We start from the raw sequence: 16169 nt of genomic DNA, 5'->3' as shown, positions 1-16169 counted from the left end.
GGACAACACGAAAACGAAGAGCTCCCACCGGCGACGACCGATCGTAGGCCCATCGCGCCGTCGCGTCCGATGGATCCTGCTCCATGCAGAGGCGGATGAAGTCTGAGACCTTGTATCCGGTAGTGCGCATGTTGGTGCCGGCCCAGAACGGATCGCTCCGAGGCAAGGCATCCAGGCGATCCCACATCGCGCGGAGGGCCTCGTCAGCCCGTCCGAGGAGTGAACGATCCGCAAAGATGCCACCGGCAGGTGCCAATTCGCCGTTCGGCCAGGCCGGATGACTGACGCTTACCTCGCTCACGATCACAGATTCTTGCGCAGGCCGGGCAAAAACACGGACGCCTTTTCGCCGTTGGCCGCCGGTCAGGACCCGAGGTGATTGAGCTGCGGGTGCGGCTGATGATCTGGTGGACCTGTCGGCTCGCGGCTGGAGGCTGGACACCGGCCGTTCGGTTGTCTTTCATGGGGCGATGACCGATCGGACTTCGCAGCAGGCGGCCCCGGAAGACCGGCCGGTGAAGCTGGCCAAGCCGGTCTGGCGGGGCCGGCTGCATCTGATCTGGTTTCCGCTGTCGCTGGTGGCCGGGGTGTTCCTGGTCGCCGCCGCGCGGGGCACCGGCATGGTTGCCGCGTCCGCGGTCTACGCGGGTGCCGTTAGTGCGATGTTCGGTACCAGCGCGCTTTACCACAGCGTCGACTGGCGGTTCGCGGTGAATCGGGTTCTGCAGCGACTCGACCACCTGATGATCTTCGTGTTGATCGCCGGGACGGCCACGCCGATGTATCAGGTCGCCGCCCCGGGCCGCTACAGCCGTATTTGCCTGATCCTGACCTGGACGCTCGCGGCGGTGGCGGCCGGCCTGCACCTGGCGCGGATGGAAGCACCCGAGCGTGTGGTCGGTGGCACCTACATCGGGCTCGGGGCCGTGGCGGGTCTGGCTCTTCCGCTGGTCTGGGCTCATGCCGGGCCGGTGGCCGGGGGTCTCGCCCTCCTCGGGGGTGTGCTCTACGTCGCCGGGGCTCTGGCCTACCACTTCCGCCGGCCCAATCCGGCGCCGCTGGTGTTCGGCTATCACGAGGTTTTCCACGCCTTCGTCAGCGCGGCCGCCACCTGCCACTACGTTGCCGTCTTCCTCCTCGTGACGTAGCCGATCGACCGTCCGGCTTCAAGGATTGGGGGGAATCGGCGCAAACCGGGTGGGCTAAGGCTCAACCTGGGGCGAAAGGTGCCGATCACCCGGGTATGCCGATCAACGGATGGCGGGGCCGCCCGGCCTGGCAGACGTGTGTCGTCGTCGGCGCCGTCGCCACCGTCGGGTATGTGCTGCTGCCCGCCGGTGGGTGGCAGGCGGCCGGCTACGGTCTGATCGGTGCGGCCTGCCTCGTCGCCGTCACGTGGGCGGTTGCCCACTACCGGCCGCAGCAGCCGGCGACCTGGCACACGTTCATCGCCGGGCTCACGATGTGGGTGTTGAGCACCGTGGTCGACCGGTTGACGTCGGGGCACGCGTGGTCGCTGACCGGGGATCTGCTGGAGCTGGCCGGGTATCCGTTGATCTGCTGGGCGCTGTTCGGGCTGATCCGCGGGCGGGCCCGCGCTCAGGACCGGACGGCGTGGGTGGACGCCGGGATGATCGCGACGAGCCTGTGGCTGCTCTACTGGATCTTCGTGCTCGGGGCCACCGTGTCCGATCCGGTGCTGCCGTGGACGCAGAAGCTGCTGGCGGTGCTCATCGCGGGTGGTGACATCGCGCTGTTCGTGCTCGGTTCGCTGCTGGTGACCACGCCCGGGGCCCGTACGGTCAGCTATCGCCTGATGCTGACGGCGCTGCTGTTGACGGCGGCTTCGGACATCCTGCTCATCGCCGTACCCTCGCAAGAATTTGATCTTGATGGGGCGACCGATGCCATCTCGCTGCTGGGCAACACGCTGGTGGCCGCGGCGGCGCTACATCCGTCGATGCGGCGGCTGACCGTGCCGTTGCGGCGTCCGCCGGCGTTCGTGCGGCCGCGGCTGATCCTGCTGACCGCGACGATCCTGCTGGCGCCCGCGGTCGGGCTGTACAAGGGGGCGACCGGGCGGGCCGGGCAGGACTGGCTGCCCACCGGAATCGGCTCGATCATCCTGTTCCTGCTGGTCGCGGCCCGGATGGCCGGGCTCGTGCGGCGCATCGAGAACCAGGCCGACCGGCTGACGCTGCTCGCGCGGCAGGACTCGCTGACCGGGCTGGCCAATCGCCGCCAATGGGACGAACGGCTCACCGCGGCCGTCGCCGAGCACCGATTCTCCGGAGGAGCGCTGTTCGTCGCCCTGATCGACCTCGACCATTTCAAGATCTACAACGATACGTACGGTCATCAGGCCGGCGACGAGTTGCTGGCCGGCGCGGCCGCCGCCTGGGGAGCCCACGTGCGCGACGGCGACCTGCTGGCCCGTTACGGCGGCGAGGAGTTCGGGCTGCTCTTCACCGGATGCACGGCGGCCGAGGCAACCGCTGTCCTGGAGCGGCTGCTGAGCGCGACACCATCCCGGCAGACGTTCTCGGCCGGGCTGGCCCGCTGGGACGGCCAGGAGAGTCCCGGTGATCTCCTGCACCGGGCGGATCAGCTGCTGTACGCGAGCAAACGGGCCGGCCGGGCCCGCGTCACCGCCGAACCCGTCGCCGCGGCAGCCGCATCGTGACCTCCTGGAGCCTGTCCGAGTGGCGCCGGGTCCCGGTGGCCGTCGCGCTGATCGGCGCGGTACCGGCCGGTCTGCTGGCAGCCGGCTTCGACAACCGGGCCGTCGCCCTGATCATCCTGGTGCTCGACGTGATCGGCGCGGTCTACAGCTGGCGCGCGGCCCGGACCAGCCCGAGCGGGCTCATCCCGTGGCGGCTGATCGGGGCCGGACGGGCCGCGTCCGCGCTCGCCATGATCTGCCTGGCGCTGTCCTGGGAGGCCACCGGGGCGTTCGCCCGCCTGCTGATGTTCGTGCTGCTCACCGCCGGGGTGTTCGCCTCGATCACGCGCCGGTTCCGCGGCCGGGCCAAGGCCGCACTGGTGACCGAACTGGTCATCGTGCTCTCGGCCGGGTTCATGGGCGTCTGGTACTTCGCGATCGAACCGGTCCTGGCCCATCGGGGCCCGGCCGAACCCGGGATCATGACGATCGGCTGGCCGCTGGGCGACGTGCTGCTCCTGGCCGCGATCGCCGCGATCATCCTGGGCGGCGCGGTCACCCGGTTCGCGGCACCGGTCACCCTGTTCGCGGTGAGCCTGGGCCTTCAGCTCGTCACCGACCTGACCTGGACCCTCACCCAGGACGCCCGGATGATGTCCGGGCTGGCGGTGGCCGCCCTGCTGATGACCATCGCCCCGATCCTCACCGTCGCCCGGACCGGACTGCCGTACACGCCGCGGACCAGCCGCCCACCGGCCTGGGCGACCTACCTGGCGATGGGCACGACGCTGGCCGGGTGCCTGCTCATGATGATCGTGACGATCCGGGAGGGGCAGCTGCTGCCCTGGGGTGGCCTGGTCTGCGGGCTGACCGTGATGACCGGCGCCGCCGCCTGGCGTCAGCTGATCTCGATCCGGCAGAACCGCGACCAGCTCACCACCGACTCGCTGACCGGGCTGTCCAACCGGGCCGGCCTCGACGAAGCCCTCGACCGTACGGCCAAGCGCGGCGAACCGGCCGCGCTGCTGCTCATCGACCTCGACGGGTTCAAGCTGGTCAACGACGCGTACGGGCACGCCGCAGGCGACATGTACCTGGTGCACGTCGGCCGCCAGCTGCGCGCCGCGATCCGTGGTGTCGACGTGTGCGCCCGCATCGGCGGCGACGAGTTCGCGGTCCTGCTGGCCGACACCGGCCACGTCAACGACGCCATCGCCGCGGCCCAGCGTGTCCTGGCCACCGCCGGCGCGCACCCGGCCCGCCTCGACAACGACCTCGTCCCGGTGCGCGCCAGCATCGGCATCGCCACGGCCAAACCCGGATACGACGCCAAGACACTGCTGCGCCAGGCCGACACCGCGATGTACCACAGCAAGCGCGCCGGCAGCCACCGGTACGCCCGCTACGAGCCGTCGATGATCGACCACCGGGCCGACGACGCCGCCCTGGCCGAGGACCTGCAGCACGCCCTGGACCGGGACGAGCTGCACGTGCTCTACCAGCCGCAGGTCGACCTGGCCACCGGCCGCCCGATCGCCGCCGAAGCCCTGATCCGCTGGCAGCACCCCACCCGCGGCCCGATCTCCCCGGTCCGGTTCATCCCGGTCGCCGAACGCTCCGGCGCGATCATCGGCATCGGCCTCTGGATCCTGGAACAGTCCCTGATCGAGCTCTCCGGGTGGAACGAGTCGCTGCACGTCAGCGTCAACCTCTCCCCGCGCCAGCTGCGCGAACCCACCATCGTCCACGACATCCTGGCCGTCCTCGACCGCGTCGGCACCGACCCGCGCCGCCTCGTCCTCGAAGTCACCGAATCGGCCCTGGTCGACGACACCAGCGGCATCGCCGCCCTGCGAGCCCTGCGCGACCACGGCATCCGCATCGCCATCGACGACTTCGGCACCGGCTACTCGTCCCTGCAGTACCTCACCCGGTTGCCGGTCGACATCCTCAAGATCGACCGCAGCTTCGTCGCCGAGTTCGACAACACCCCCGAAGGCTCCGCGGTCGCCGAGGCCATCGTCCGACTCTCCCAGGTCCTGCACCTGGCCACTGTCGCCGAAGGCATCGAGACCGAGGACCAGGCGGCCGAACTGCGCGCCCTCGGCTGCGACATCGGCCAGGGCTACCTCTACGCCAAACCGCTCTCGCCGTCGGATTTCGCGACCTTCGTCAGCAATTCCGCAAAACCATCATTCGGTACGGCCTGAGCACCGCCCTCGCCCTGAAAGTCGACCACCCCGTGGACAGCACGTCGCGCCAACAGTCCTGATCCCTTCGAGCCCCGATGGGGGCATCACCGGGATCGGACGTCTCTGCCCAGCCGGTTCTCTACGATCAGCCCGTGGGGCTGTTCCTCAAGATGACCGCGGTCCGGAGTTCGGACGCGGCCGCGGTCGCCGAGTCGGTCGCCGGCTTTGCCGCCCGGCACTCCGTCGCGAGCGAAATCCTGCCCGTCGAGGCGGACATGAGGCGGAAAGCGGCCGTCGTCGTGCCGCCGGTGAACGGCTGGACGGTCATCGACTGGCCGCGCTACACGGGTTTCCCGATCGGGGTGTCCCGTTGGCTGTCCGCGGAGCTGAACACCGTCGCCAGCGTCGTCGACGTCTTCGAGGACGACTGGAGCCACATCGCCATCGCGGACGGGGTCGTCCGGGACAGGTACTCGACGACGCCGCGTATCCGCGTCTCCCCCGGGACCACCTCGCGCGAGGCGAACCGTCGCTGGGGCGGCAACCCACGCGCCGTCGGCATGACGTTCGGGGTCGATCCGGACCCGATCGCACCGTATTTCGCCGGGGTCGGCACTCGTCTGTTGAAGCTTCTCTGGCATCGAGCCCGACCCGCGTACAGCGGCAAGGTCTGGCCGGACGACAGGTTCTCGCCGTGGGAGGTGTGGACTTTCACCGATCTGTGGCACCGTCTGGGCATCACCTATCCCGAACCGCAGGCGGCTGAAAACGCACCCCGGATCGGGGTGGCGTACGAGACGTTCGACTCGCCCCCGCTACCCACCGACTCCGAAACGGACTGATATCGGCGCGGTGGCTCCCCGACTACAGCAGCCCGCGTTTCTGCATCTCGGACTCGACCGCCTCCCGGCGCAGCCGCCAATCGCGCCGAGCTTTGGCGTTCCGGCCCGGTGAACGGTCGGACGACTGCTCGCGTTCCCGGGCCAGGAGCAGCCGCGAGCGCAACTGCTCGTCGTCGAGGCCGGGAAGGTCGCGGTCCCACGTCTCCAGCATCTTCCAGCGCGACAAGACGCCCGCCTTCCATCTCGCTACGGGCGCCAATTGAACCTTGTGACCCCAGGTGCCGGCATCCGGATTTGCCGTGGCAGGCGTGCGGGCACCGACGCCGGGCGGGCAGTGCCGGCGGCCTCGATGGCGCACCATGGAGGTCATGGTCGATACCGCTGCTCTGCTGGCCGCCTATGACGCGCAGATGCGTATGCCGCCCGGTGCCGTCCCGGCCGGGGTGACCCATGAGCGGGACGGGCCGCTCGTGCGGGTTGTCGGCCCGCACATGGGCCGTATCCGGGCGCCGCGCGACGTCGGGGTCACCGGTGCCGCGCTGGATCGGCTGATCGCCCGTCAACGCGGCTTCTTCCGGGACCGAGGGCAGGCCGTGGAGTGGAAGCTGCGCGCGCACGACCTGCCCACGGAGCTGCCCGATCGGCTGGTCGCGGCCGGTTTCGTGCCGGAGGGCCCGTCGACCGTGCTGATCGGAGAGGCCCGCGAGGTCGCGGCCGGAGAGGCCCGAGCCGGGGAGATCGCGCCGGCCGTGCCCGACGGTGTGGTGGTGCGGCAGGTCAGCGACGACAAGACCCTGCGCCGCATCGCCGATCACCAGACCGAGGTGTGGGGCAGGGGCCTGGCCTGGGTCGCGGACGACCTGATCGGCCGGGTCGCCGCCGACCCCGCCCTGATCAGCATCTTCGTCGCCGAGGCGGACGACCGGATCCTCTGCACGGCGTGGTCGATCTACCATCCGACGACCGATTTCGTCGCGCTGCTCGGCGGTTCGACCGTGCCGGACTGGCGGGGCCGCGGCCTGTACCGGGCGTTGCTGGCCGCCCGGGCCCGGGATGCCGTCGCTCACGGTTTCCGGCTGCTGCACGTGGACGCGTCGCCGGACAGCGCGCCCATCCTGCGCCGGTGCGGCTTCCACGCGATCACCACGTCGCAGCACTACCAGTGGACGCCGTGACGAACGTGCAGCTCGGCCCGGCCGCCGCCGGGGGCAGAGTTGCGTGCCGTCGGGGCAGAGGTTGCCGTTCACCCACCGGACGTCTCTGCTTCATCGGGCATAGTGGCCGGATGCAGCAACACGTGCACCCGGAGACCCGGACCGCCCGCCCGGCCCGCCCCCAGCGCACCACCACTGGTGGTCACGTCGTGAACGATCCGGCCTCGGTGCTCGCCCTTCAGCGAACCGTGGGTAATGCCGCCGTTCAGCGGGTGCTGCAGGACCAGGCCGCGCCGCCGCCGATCACCATCGACGAGGTCCAGGAGGTCCGGAACTACCGGGACAGCACCCCCAACGTGGACGTGCGGGATCTGCTCGACCAGTTGCTGCCGCATCTGCACCGGGTCACCACCTGGACCCGGAACACGATTGCCAACGGTGGCGGGCACACGCAGATCGACGAGGATGCCACCACCGCCGCCGGCAGCAATCGGTATGTCATCAACTACGCCAGCGCCGGCACGGTCCAGCAGCAGGTCGCCGTGCTGGTGCACGAGCTCACCCACGTCCTGATCAACGAGTCGTACGGCTCGGACATGCTCAACTATCCGGTGGCCCCGCTGCCGGCCGGTTCGACCGCGACCACGGAGAGCCAGCGGCAGGCGGAGCGGACGGCGGCCACCGACCCGGAGCAGATCCGGCAGTTCACCGCGTATGTCACCAGCACCGCGGCCGACCTCATGCACCTGCTGCCGGGGGCCGGTTTCAGCCCGGCCCGCACCTCCGAGGTCGCCCAGAAGATCGGCACTCACACGGCGATGAATCCGATGTTCGAGTTCGACGCCGTTCTCAGCCACGTCCTGACCTGGTCCGACCAGGATGACGTTCCCACCACGTCGCCGTTCTATCAGCGTCTGCGGGCCGCCGTGGCCGAGACCCGGGCCTGGCGCACGGCCGGCACCGTCACGCCGGGTGCGGCCGGCGCGGTCGACGACGAGCGCGCCCGCCTCGGCGCCGCCTGGCCCGCGGTCATCGCCGCGTCCCGGCCGCCGGCACCCCGTCAGCGCAACCGCGACCGCATCCTGGCCATCCTCAACAAGCTGAAGCCGTAGGCGACAAGGTGTGGCCCCGCGGCGCAAGTCGCGCCGCGGGGCTCCGATCAGCAGGTTCCGCCGTCGGTCCAGACGTCCCACTGGCCGCTGTGCGTGGCCGGCGACTCGTTCTGCGTCCACCACTTGGCGGTGTACTTGTGCCCGTTCTGGCTGGCCTGGTTGCCTTGGGTGTAGACGGCGGTCGCGCTCCAGGCCGCGATGCTGCACGTGCCGGTCGGCGGCGTGCTGGTGGTGGCGCTCGGGCCGGCGGTCGGCGAGCTGGTGGGCGGGGTCGCGCCGGCGAAGCGGGCCGAGTACTTGGTGAACTCCCACGCGGTCTGCGGCACGCTGCTGCAGGTGCCGGAGGTGGTGCTCTGGTTCGGGTCGGCGCACTGCCGGTCCCGGTTGACCGACCAGTTGGTGTAGCGGGCCAGCTTGTGGTTCAGCGCGTAGTCCAGGGTGGTCTGGAAGTCGGCCTGGCGGAAGTACTCCCCGGCGTCGCTGCGCCCGTTCATCTGGGAGATGCCCTCATGCGCGTACGCGGTGGCACTGTCCCACCCGAACGTGTTCATCAGCAGCGTGTGGAACGCTTCGAGGGCCGCCACCTGCGAGCTGCCCCCGTTGAACCCGCCGTCGAACGGCATGATCGAGTAGTTGGCCGGCGTGAAGCCCTGCGACTTGGCCTCCAGCAGCATCTGCGTGCCGAACCAGCCGGTGCCGGCCGCCGTGCCCGCGGTGGTGATCGACACGTACAGGCCGGGGTTGTTCTGCTGCAGGATCCGCGCGGCGCCGATCTCGTTGTGCACGGCCGCGGTGTTCTCGTACTCGGGCTCCTCCAGGTCGAAGTCCATGGCCTTGAGCCCGTACTTGGTCACCACCTGCTGGTATGCGGCGGCCGTGGCCTCCGGTGTGCCGCAGGTCTGCCCGAGTTTGGTGCCGCCGTAGCCGCCGATCGACACGCTGACGTCGCCGCCGTTGCCCCGGATCTTGCTGATCAGTGCGGACGCCGTGGTGTCGTCGGCCACCGATCGGGTGCCGTCCCAGGTCGGCGTGCAGCCGCCGCCGTTGGGGGCCAGGATGAACGCGAGCTGGAACGCCTTCTGCCCGGTGGCGTTCATGACCTCGATCGGGTCGGGCGGGCTGTTGTCGAACGGCATCAGGTAGGGCGCCGAGGCGTACCAGTTGCTGGCCAGGGTCGCGGCGTCGGCCTGGGCGGCCACGGCGATGCCGGCCGCGGCCAGCGCGACGGCGCCGGCCGCGGCGACGAGCAGTCTTCTCATGGGGATCTCCCGGGGGAATCAACGCATTCGAATCTTTAACAAAGTTTCCTAATTGATTCACCCGGGGCGGACCCATGACAGATGTCATGCAGCACGGATATCGATGAAAGACCAAAGATCAAAAGACGATTTGCGCGTACGGCGTTCAGACCGTCACCACGACGGCGCCGGCCGCCCCCACGGTGAGTGTCAGCGTGCCGCCCCGGACCCGGGCCGGCGACGGCACCGGGTGGAACCGTCCGGTCGCGTCGACCGTCGCGCCCTGCACCGCCGTGGCCTCCTGATCGAGCGCGGCGCCGGTCATCGTCAGCACCGAGCCGGCGCGGTCACGGCCGCCGACCGAGAGCGTCACCTCGGCGGAGGCGCCGTCCTTGTTGACCACGGCGATGCGGGTCCGGCCGTCGTCGCCCTTCACGGCGTACGCCGAAATGTTGTGATCGGACGTCAAAGTGACCGGCAGGAACCTTCCCGGGCCCATCTGCCGGGCCATCCAGATGCCGTAGTAGATGGGCATGACCTTGTACTGCTGGGCCAGCTCGTAGGCGGTGCTGGAGGCGCAGATCGGGGTGTAGCGCTGGAACTTGCCGTTCCAGATCGGGTCGTTGCAGACGCCGAGCCCGCCGTGGATGTTGACGCCGGCCAGGCCCGCCCGCGCCATCGACAGTCCGTAATCGATCACCCAGAGGGCCGAGGCGTACTTGTTGCTGACGCCGTCGACCCCGCCGCTGTACGCCGAATTCGCCTCGTCCACCCGCATCGGCAGGCCATGGGCGTTCGCGGCAGCCAGGTTCGCGGCGACAGCATTGAGCTGGGAGGTGATCTGGGCCGGGGCGAGCATCCGGTCGATGGTGAGGTCCGGGCCGGACGCGTACTGGTGGACGGTCAGCATGCTCATCCGGTCGTGCTCGTCGGCCGCCAGCGACGACGCCCACGACGACGACGTGCCGGCGGTGTCCGGACCGGCGATCCGGTCGTGCCCGACGACGTCGGCGCAGGCGGCCCAGTCGGCGTGGTACTGCGGGTAGGCGAAACCGGCCGGGCGCAGCGCCTTGCCCTCCCACTGGTCCGGCTCGTTGCCGCACTCGACCGCGACCAGGCGCTTGCCGAGGATCCTGTCCATCGCGCGGACCTGGTCGGCGGCGAGCGCCGGATCCCACCGGCCGACGTTGACACCGACCTCGGCCTTCCAGTCGGTGGCGTCGAGCAGACCGCGCAGCCGGCGCAGGTCGGCCGGGGTGACGACGTCCTGCACCCAGTCCGGCTTCGGTTCGGGGGCGGCCTGACCGGCAGGCACCCAGAGGGTGTCGCGGTCCAGGGTGTTGCCGCCGATACGCAGGTTGCCGGCGCCCAGCGTGCGCATCAGCTGGGTCATGTTGCCCCGGGCCGGGTCCAGGTTGCCGATGCCGAGCTCGCGCATCTCGAACGACAGCCCGACCGCGTCGGCGGCGAGCCGCCCGGCCGGATGCGCGGCATCGACGATCACGGTGATGGGGGTCGCGGCGCTCGCGGGCGCGTCGTCGGGGCTGGTGGCGTAGGCGGGCGGGGTGGCGGCGAGGACGGTGAAACCGATCGCGGCGAGGGCCGCGGCTTTACGGAACACGATGGACTCCGTCAGTCGAGGGCGGTGAACAGTTCCTGACGCCAGGCGGGAGCGAGGCCCAGGTGGTAGAGGCTCAGGCGGGTCGCGCCCGCGGCCGTCAAGGCCTGGACGTGCGGGCGGACCGCGCCGGGTTCCATGGGGTGCAGCAGCGTGACGTAGGCGTCGACCGGTTTGCCGTGCTCGGCCGCCGCGCGCACGAGTTCGTCGGAGCCGAGCGGCCAGCAGGGCACGAGCAGCGCGTCCACGTCGGCGGCGGCCGTCGGCGTCAGGCCCGGGGACGGGCCGGTGGCCCACGGATCCGGGTGGGCGTGCAGCGTGACCGGAAGTGGTCGCACCGCGGCGAGGACCTGGGCGCGCAGCAGGTCGGTGTGCCGGTGCCGGATCGCCAGCAGGGTGGGCAGGCCGGAGGGGTTTCCGGCGCGCAGTTCGGCGACGACGGCGGCCGGGTCGAGGCCTTCGGCCGTCCACGCGCGGCGGCAGGCGGTGCAGCAGCAGATCGAGAGCAGGCGCGCGGTCTCCGGGGAGAAAGCGCCGTCGGTCTTCTCGTGGTGGCCGAGATGGTTGACACCCAGCTGGCCGCACGCCTCCAGCGAGACGCCGTCGAGGTCCAGGTCGAGGACCGCTTCGGCGGCCAGGGTCGCGGCGTGGTCACGCACCTCGGCGTGGGCCGGGCACAACGCGTACGGATAAATCTCGCCGAAGGCGTTGATCACCGCGACGTCGGGCCGCAGCGTCCCCAACCGCGTGTTGTGGGTCAGGACGATCCACGCGCTGACCTCGTGGCCGGCTCGCTTGAGCAGGCGGGCTGCGTCGCCGAACGCGTCCGGCGAGGACACCCAGGTCGGTGGGAGCGGTCGCAGCTCCTGACCCTTCCAGGCCTGCTCACGGACCGGGCGGTAGAGCGCCGCCCAGCGCGCGTCGACGATCCGGTGCGCGGGATGCATCGGGGTCGCGGCGCGGGTCGAGTGGTAGGCGGCCGCGAGGGTGACGCGCCGTGGCGCCCGGTCGAGAAAGCCGGGGTCGCCGAGCACGTCCCACGGGTAGGCGTGCCCGCTCACCATCGCGGACGCCGTTTCACGTAGTCCGGTTCGAACTGCCGGCGGTACGCGGTGTCGTCGCGCTCGGTGATGCCGCAGCGCCGGTAGTTCTCGTGCAGCCGGGCCAGGGCGTCCTCGTCGAGCGCGACGCCCAGCCCCGGGGTGTCCGGCACGGTCGCCGCTCCCCCGCTGATGACCAGGGGTTCGGTGACCACGTCGACGCCGTCCTGCCACGGCGTGTGCGTGTCGGCGGCGTACGTCAGCAGGGGTGTCGAGGCCGCCAGGTGAACCATCGCGGCCAGGCTGATCCCGAGATGACTGTTGGAGTGCATGGACACGCCGATCCCCCAGGTGCGGCAGATCGCGGCCAGTTCGGCGCAGGCCCGCAGGCCACCCCAGTAGTGGTGGTCGGCCAGGACGACCTGGACCGAGCCGCGCCGGATCGCCTCGGGCAGGTCGGCGAACGCGACCACGCACATGTTGGTGGCCAGGGGCATCGGGGCGAGTGCGGCGACCTCGGCCATGCCGGCTTGCCCGCCGGTCGGGTCCTCCAGGTATTCGAGCAGGCCGTCGGTCCGTTCGGCGACCTTGATCGACGTCTCGGGGGTCCAGGCGGCGTTCGGGTCGAGCCGCAGCGGCAGGCCGGGGAACGCGTCGCGCAGGGCCCGGATCGCGGCGATCTCCTCGTCGGGCGGGAAGACGCCGCCCTTGAGTTTGATCGACTCGAAGCCGTATCGGTCGATCATCGTGCGGGCCTGGGCGACGATGCCGTCCGGGTCGAGCGCCGGGCCCCAGTTGTCCGTTCCGGCCCACTTGTAGAAGAGGTAGGCCGAGAACGGGACGCGGTCGCGGACCTTGCCGCCGAGCAGGTCGTACACGGGCCGGCCGATGGCTTGACCCTGCAGGTCGAGCAGCGCGACCTCGAACGGCGAGACGACGCGGGCCAGGGTCTTGGCGGCCGTGGAGTCGCCCGTGAGTCCGTGCCGATCCGGGGCGTCGGCGGCACCGATCGCTGCCCCGATTCTTCGGACAAGTCCCGCTAAATCGAAGATGTCCAAGTTTTTCAGGGCCGCGGCGGCTCGGGCCAGCAGCGCCAGATGCGGTGCGTCGCCATAGGTCTCGCCCAACCCGACCGTGCCGTCGGACGAATGGACCTGGACGATCGCGCGCAACGCCCACGGCTGGTGCACGCCGGCCGAGTTGAGCAGCGGCGGGTCAGGGAAAGCGACCGGGGTGACGGTCACCTCGCGTACGGAAATCATCCCTTGATAGCTCCTGAAGTCAGGCCGCGCATGAACTGGCGCTGCAGGGCGAGGAAGACGACGACCGAGGGCAGCAGCGCGAGCAGCGCCGACGCGATCACGACGCCGGTGCCGACCTGCTCGTCGGCGCGCAGGCTGCGCAGGGCCAGGGCCAGGGTGAACTGATGCGCGTCCTGGGCGACGAGCAGCGGCAGGACGTACTGGTCCCAGATCATCGTGAAGCCGAAGATGCCGAGCACGCCCAGCGCCGGACGGCACACCGGCAGGATCACCGACCAGAAGATCCGCAGGTCACCGGCGCCGTCGAGGCGGGCCGCCTCCTCCAGCTCGATCGGGACGTCGCGCATGAACTCGGTCATCACCAGGATCGCGAACGCCCACGCGCCGACCGGCACGATCATGCCGGCCAGGCTGCCGATCAGGTTGACGTGCAGCACCGGCACGTCGGCCAGGACCAGGGACAGCGGGATGGCCAGGATCTCCTCCGGCAACATCATGGTCGAGAGAATCAAGAACAGAATCAGACGTACGCCGGGGAATCGCTTGCGGGCCAGCGCATACGCGGCCGTGACGCTGACCGCGATCTGCAGCAGCAGGCCGCCGCCGACCACGATCAGCGAGTTCGCCAGGTAGCGCAGGACGCCCTGGTCGAACGCGGTGCGGAAGTTGTCCAGGGTCAGGTCGTGCGGGATCAGCGAGAGCTTCGTCGGATCGGTGACCCGGCCGAACGCGCTGACCAGCAACGCCAGCAGCGGGCCGGCGAAGACGAAGACCACCAGGACGTACAGTCCGATCTTGATGATCCGGCCGAGGGGCCCGCGGACCGCGCCGAGCCCCAGCGCGGTGTCCAGTTGCTTCATGATCGCCGCCGCAGCAGCTGCGCGATCAGGGTCAGCACGACCGTGGCGGCCAGCAGCAGCATCGACGCCGCCGAGGCGACGCCCAGTTCGTTGCGTTCCAGGCCGAGCTTGTAGACGAGCGTCATCACGACCTCGGTCGAGCCGTTCGGGCCGCCGTTGGTGAGCAGGTAGATCTCGGTGAAGACGCGCAGGCCGCGGATCGCGGCGAGGGTGATCACGATGCCGAAGACCGCGCGCATGGCCGGGAACGCCACGTGCCACAGCCGGCGCAGCGGCCCGGCGCCGTCGGCGGCCGCGGCCTCGTAGAGCGTGCGGTCGACGCCGGCCAGGCCGGCAATGAAGATCATCATGTCGTACGGGGCGCCGCGCCAGACGCCGACGGCCATCACCGACCACAGTGAGGTGTGCGGCGAGTCGAGGAACTGGCCCGGCCCGAGTCCGATCCAGCCCAGCACCGAGTTGAGCGCGCCGTCCGGCGCCGGGTAGTAGATGACCCGCCACAGCGCCGCGACCACGGCCATCGCGGTGACCGTGGGCAGGAACACCGCGGTGCGCACGAACCACAGGTGCCGGGCCGTGCCTTCCAGGAGCAGGGCCAGGGCGAGGCCGACGACGATCGAGCCGACGGTCTCGCCGATGGCCAGGACGACCGTGTGCCCGGCCGCGGCCCGGAACGCGTCGTCACCGAGGACGGTCCGATAGTTGTCCAGGCCCACCCAGCGGTTGCCGAGGTAGGGGCGAACCTCCTGGAAGCTCATGGTTATCGCGCGAGCCATCGGCACGAACTTGAACAGCGCGAAGAGGATGAGCGCCGGGGCGAGCCAGAGCCAGGCGCTCGCGTGCCTTCTGGTCACGCCTTTGCTTTCTGCTTGGTCAGCTCGTCGGAGAACGTCTGCGCGAGCTTGTCCAGGGCAGCCTTCGGGTCCTGGGAACAGTCGGCGACCAGGGCGTTCAGGGTGTCGGCGGAGGACTGGCGGAACGGGGTCCAGTCCGGGACGACCGGGACGTAGCGGGCGCCGTTCTGGTAGATGCCGGCGAACAGCTGCCAGCGGGTGTCCTGGCGGACCGCGGCCATGGCGACCTTGCCGTTGACCGGCAGGCGCACCACGTTGCCGTCGGTGTCGCCGGCCATGCCCAGCGTCTGCCCTTCGGGCGACACCGCGTACTCGGCGAATCGGGTTTGTCCTTCGGGGTTGGCCGAACCGGCCATCAGGTACACGTTCTCGCCCTCGGCCAGCGACACGCTCGTGCCGCCGGGGCCGGGCGGGAGCGCCACCACCTCGTACTTGTCCTTACCGAGGTTTTTGTCGAAACGAGCCATGTTGTACGGACCGGTCAGGTAGATGCCGCCCTTGCCGGTCTCGAACAGCGGGTGGGCCTGGGTGGTCTCGGCCGTGACCGAGCCGGGCACCACGGTCTTGTCGGTGCAGAACTGCTTCCGGAATTCCTGGGTGGCGGCGAGGGCCTGCGGGCTGTTGATCGCCGGGGTGAGCTTGCCGGTCTCGCCGGTGAGGAAGTCGCCGCCGGCCGAGAAGAGGAAGCTGGCGAAGTACCACGACGTGTAGCCGCGCTTGGTGGAGGCGGGGATGACATAGCCGTACGTGTCGGTTTTGCCGTTGCCGTCCGGGTCGCCGGTGGTGAACGCCTTCGCCATCGCGTCCAGGTCGGCCCAGCTCCTGGGCAGCGGCAGGCCGAGCCTCTCCCGCCAGTCCTTGCGGATGAACAGCGCGAACGACTGGGCCGAGAACGGCACGCCGTAGATCTTGCCGTCGGCGCCGGTCGCCGCCTGCCAGGAGGCCGAGGTCAGGTCGGCCTGCCCGGCCAGGGCGGCCCGGTCGACCTCCCGGACCAGACCCTGTTTGACCAGGCCACCGAGCCGGTCGGTGTCGTTGATGACGATGTCCGGCAGCTTCTTCTGGGCAGCTGCCTGCTGCAACTTGGTCTCGAAGTCGTCGAACAGCGCGGTGACGTGGGCGGGCATGCCGGTCTTGGCGGTGAACGCGGCGGCCAGCTGCTGATCGGTCTTCTCGGTGCTCGACCCGGGCGGTTTGCGCACCCAGATCTGCAGCTCGGCGTGGGGATCGGTCTTCGCACTGTCGCCGCCGCACGCCACCAGGCAGCCGGCCGCGACGACGGCGGTCACCGCCAGCGCGAGCACTCTCCGACCAGTCACGTGCCTGCCTCCTGTC

The 16169-nt window shown here is 70.3% G+C and carries 13 protein-coding genes and 1 pseudogene; 6 read left to right on the top strand and 8 right to left on the bottom strand.

Features of this window, described 5'->3' with window-relative positions; all coding sequences use genetic code 11:
• Positions 1–470: 470 nt before the first annotated feature.
• The 4 genes from trhA to ACSHV8_RS10250 all read left to right on the top strand — a co-directional run bounded on the left by trhA (position 471) and on the right by ACSHV8_RS10250 (position 5696).
• On the top strand, positions 471–1148 hold the full coding sequence (trhA, locus tag ACSHV8_RS10265; RefSeq protein ID WP_436531716.1) for a PAQR family membrane homeostasis protein TrhA: 678 nt from the start codon (positions 471–473) through the stop codon (positions 1146–1148).
• 95 nt (positions 1149–1243) lie between these two features.
• Positions 1244–2683: a GGDEF domain-containing protein gene (locus ACSHV8_RS10260; RefSeq protein ID WP_436531714.1), complete on the top strand. Its 1440-nt coding sequence runs from the start codon at positions 1244–1246 to the stop codon at positions 2681–2683.
• Positions 2680–4872 carry a putative bifunctional diguanylate cyclase/phosphodiesterase gene (locus ACSHV8_RS10255; RefSeq protein ID WP_436531712.1) on the top strand — a complete coding sequence of 731 codons (2193 nt, stop codon included), beginning with the start codon at positions 2680–2682 and terminating at the stop codon, positions 4870–4872. The genes ACSHV8_RS10260 and ACSHV8_RS10255 overlap by 4 nt, the downstream gene beginning before the upstream one ends.
• A 134-nt stretch (positions 4873–5006) precedes the next feature.
• Positions 5007–5696, top strand: a complete 690-nt coding sequence (locus ACSHV8_RS10250; RefSeq protein WP_436531710.1) for a hypothetical protein — start codon at positions 5007–5009, stop codon at positions 5694–5696.
• Between the two features lie 22 nt (positions 5697–5718).
• Here ACSHV8_RS10250 and ACSHV8_RS10245 read toward each other — a convergent pair whose 3' ends face one another.
• Positions 5719–5922 (bottom strand): hypothetical protein, encoded by a 204-nt coding sequence (locus ACSHV8_RS10245; protein WP_436531708.1) that lies wholly within the window; start codon positions 5920–5922, stop codon positions 5719–5721.
• A gap of 142 nt (positions 5923–6064) precedes the next feature.
• Here ACSHV8_RS10245 and ACSHV8_RS10240 point away from each other — a divergent pair, with 142 nt between their 5' ends.
• Entirely contained in the window at positions 6065–6871 is an 807-nt protein-coding gene (locus ACSHV8_RS10240; RefSeq protein ID WP_436531706.1) for a GNAT family N-acetyltransferase, read from the top strand.
• 110 nt (positions 6872–6981) lie between these two features.
• The gene (locus ACSHV8_RS10235; RefSeq protein WP_436531704.1) at positions 6982–7962 is read left to right on the top strand and encodes a hypothetical protein; all 981 of its coding nucleotides are present in this window, start codon (positions 6982–6984) and stop codon (positions 7960–7962) included.
• A gap of 50 nt (positions 7963–8012) precedes the next feature.
• Here the strand turns inward: ACSHV8_RS10235 and ACSHV8_RS10230 are convergent.
• The 7 genes and pseudogenes from ACSHV8_RS10230 to ACSHV8_RS10200 form a co-directional block, all read right to left on the bottom strand.
• A pseudogene (locus ACSHV8_RS10230) lies at positions 8013–8162 on the bottom strand (carbohydrate-binding protein); the annotation flags it as partial.
• Positions 8163–9366: 1204 nt separating this feature from the next.
• A complete protein-coding gene (locus ACSHV8_RS10225) occupies positions 9367–10821 on the bottom strand; it encodes a hypothetical protein (RefSeq protein WP_436531702.1) in 1455 nt (484 codons plus the stop codon).
• Between the two features lie 11 nt (positions 10822–10832).
• Positions 10833–11882, bottom strand: coding sequence for a hypothetical protein (locus tag ACSHV8_RS10220; RefSeq protein ID WP_436531700.1), 1050 nt, complete (start codon positions 11880–11882; stop codon positions 10833–10835).
• Complete coding sequence (locus tag ACSHV8_RS10215; RefSeq protein ID WP_436531698.1) at positions 11876–13120, bottom strand: glucarate dehydratase family protein; 1245 nt, start codon at positions 13118–13120, stop codon at positions 11876–11878. The genes ACSHV8_RS10220 and ACSHV8_RS10215 overlap by 7 nt, the downstream gene beginning before the upstream one ends.
• Entirely contained in the window at positions 13117–13980 is an 864-nt protein-coding gene (locus tag ACSHV8_RS10210) for a carbohydrate ABC transporter permease (RefSeq protein ID WP_436531696.1), read from the bottom strand. Before ACSHV8_RS10210 ends, ACSHV8_RS10215 begins: the two co-directional genes overlap by 4 nt.
• Positions 13977–14834: a carbohydrate ABC transporter permease gene (locus ACSHV8_RS10205; protein ID WP_436531694.1), complete on the bottom strand. Its 858-nt coding sequence runs from the start codon at positions 14832–14834 to the stop codon at positions 13977–13979. The genes ACSHV8_RS10210 and ACSHV8_RS10205 overlap by 4 nt, the downstream gene beginning before the upstream one ends.
• Positions 14831–16153 (bottom strand): sugar ABC transporter substrate-binding protein, encoded by a 1323-nt coding sequence (locus tag ACSHV8_RS10200; protein WP_436531692.1) that lies wholly within the window; start codon positions 16151–16153, stop codon positions 14831–14833. The genes ACSHV8_RS10205 and ACSHV8_RS10200 overlap by 4 nt, the downstream gene beginning before the upstream one ends.
• Between the last annotated feature and the right edge of the window lie 16 nt (positions 16154–16169).

Origin of the sequence: Actinoplanes sp. HUAS TT8 (genome assembly GCF_051380535.1) — a bacterium.
In the GTDB taxonomy this organism is placed as follows: Bacteria; Actinomycetota; Actinomycetes; order Mycobacteriales; family Micromonosporaceae; genus Actinoplanes.
This window is presented reverse-complemented; position numbering and strand designations above follow the sequence as displayed.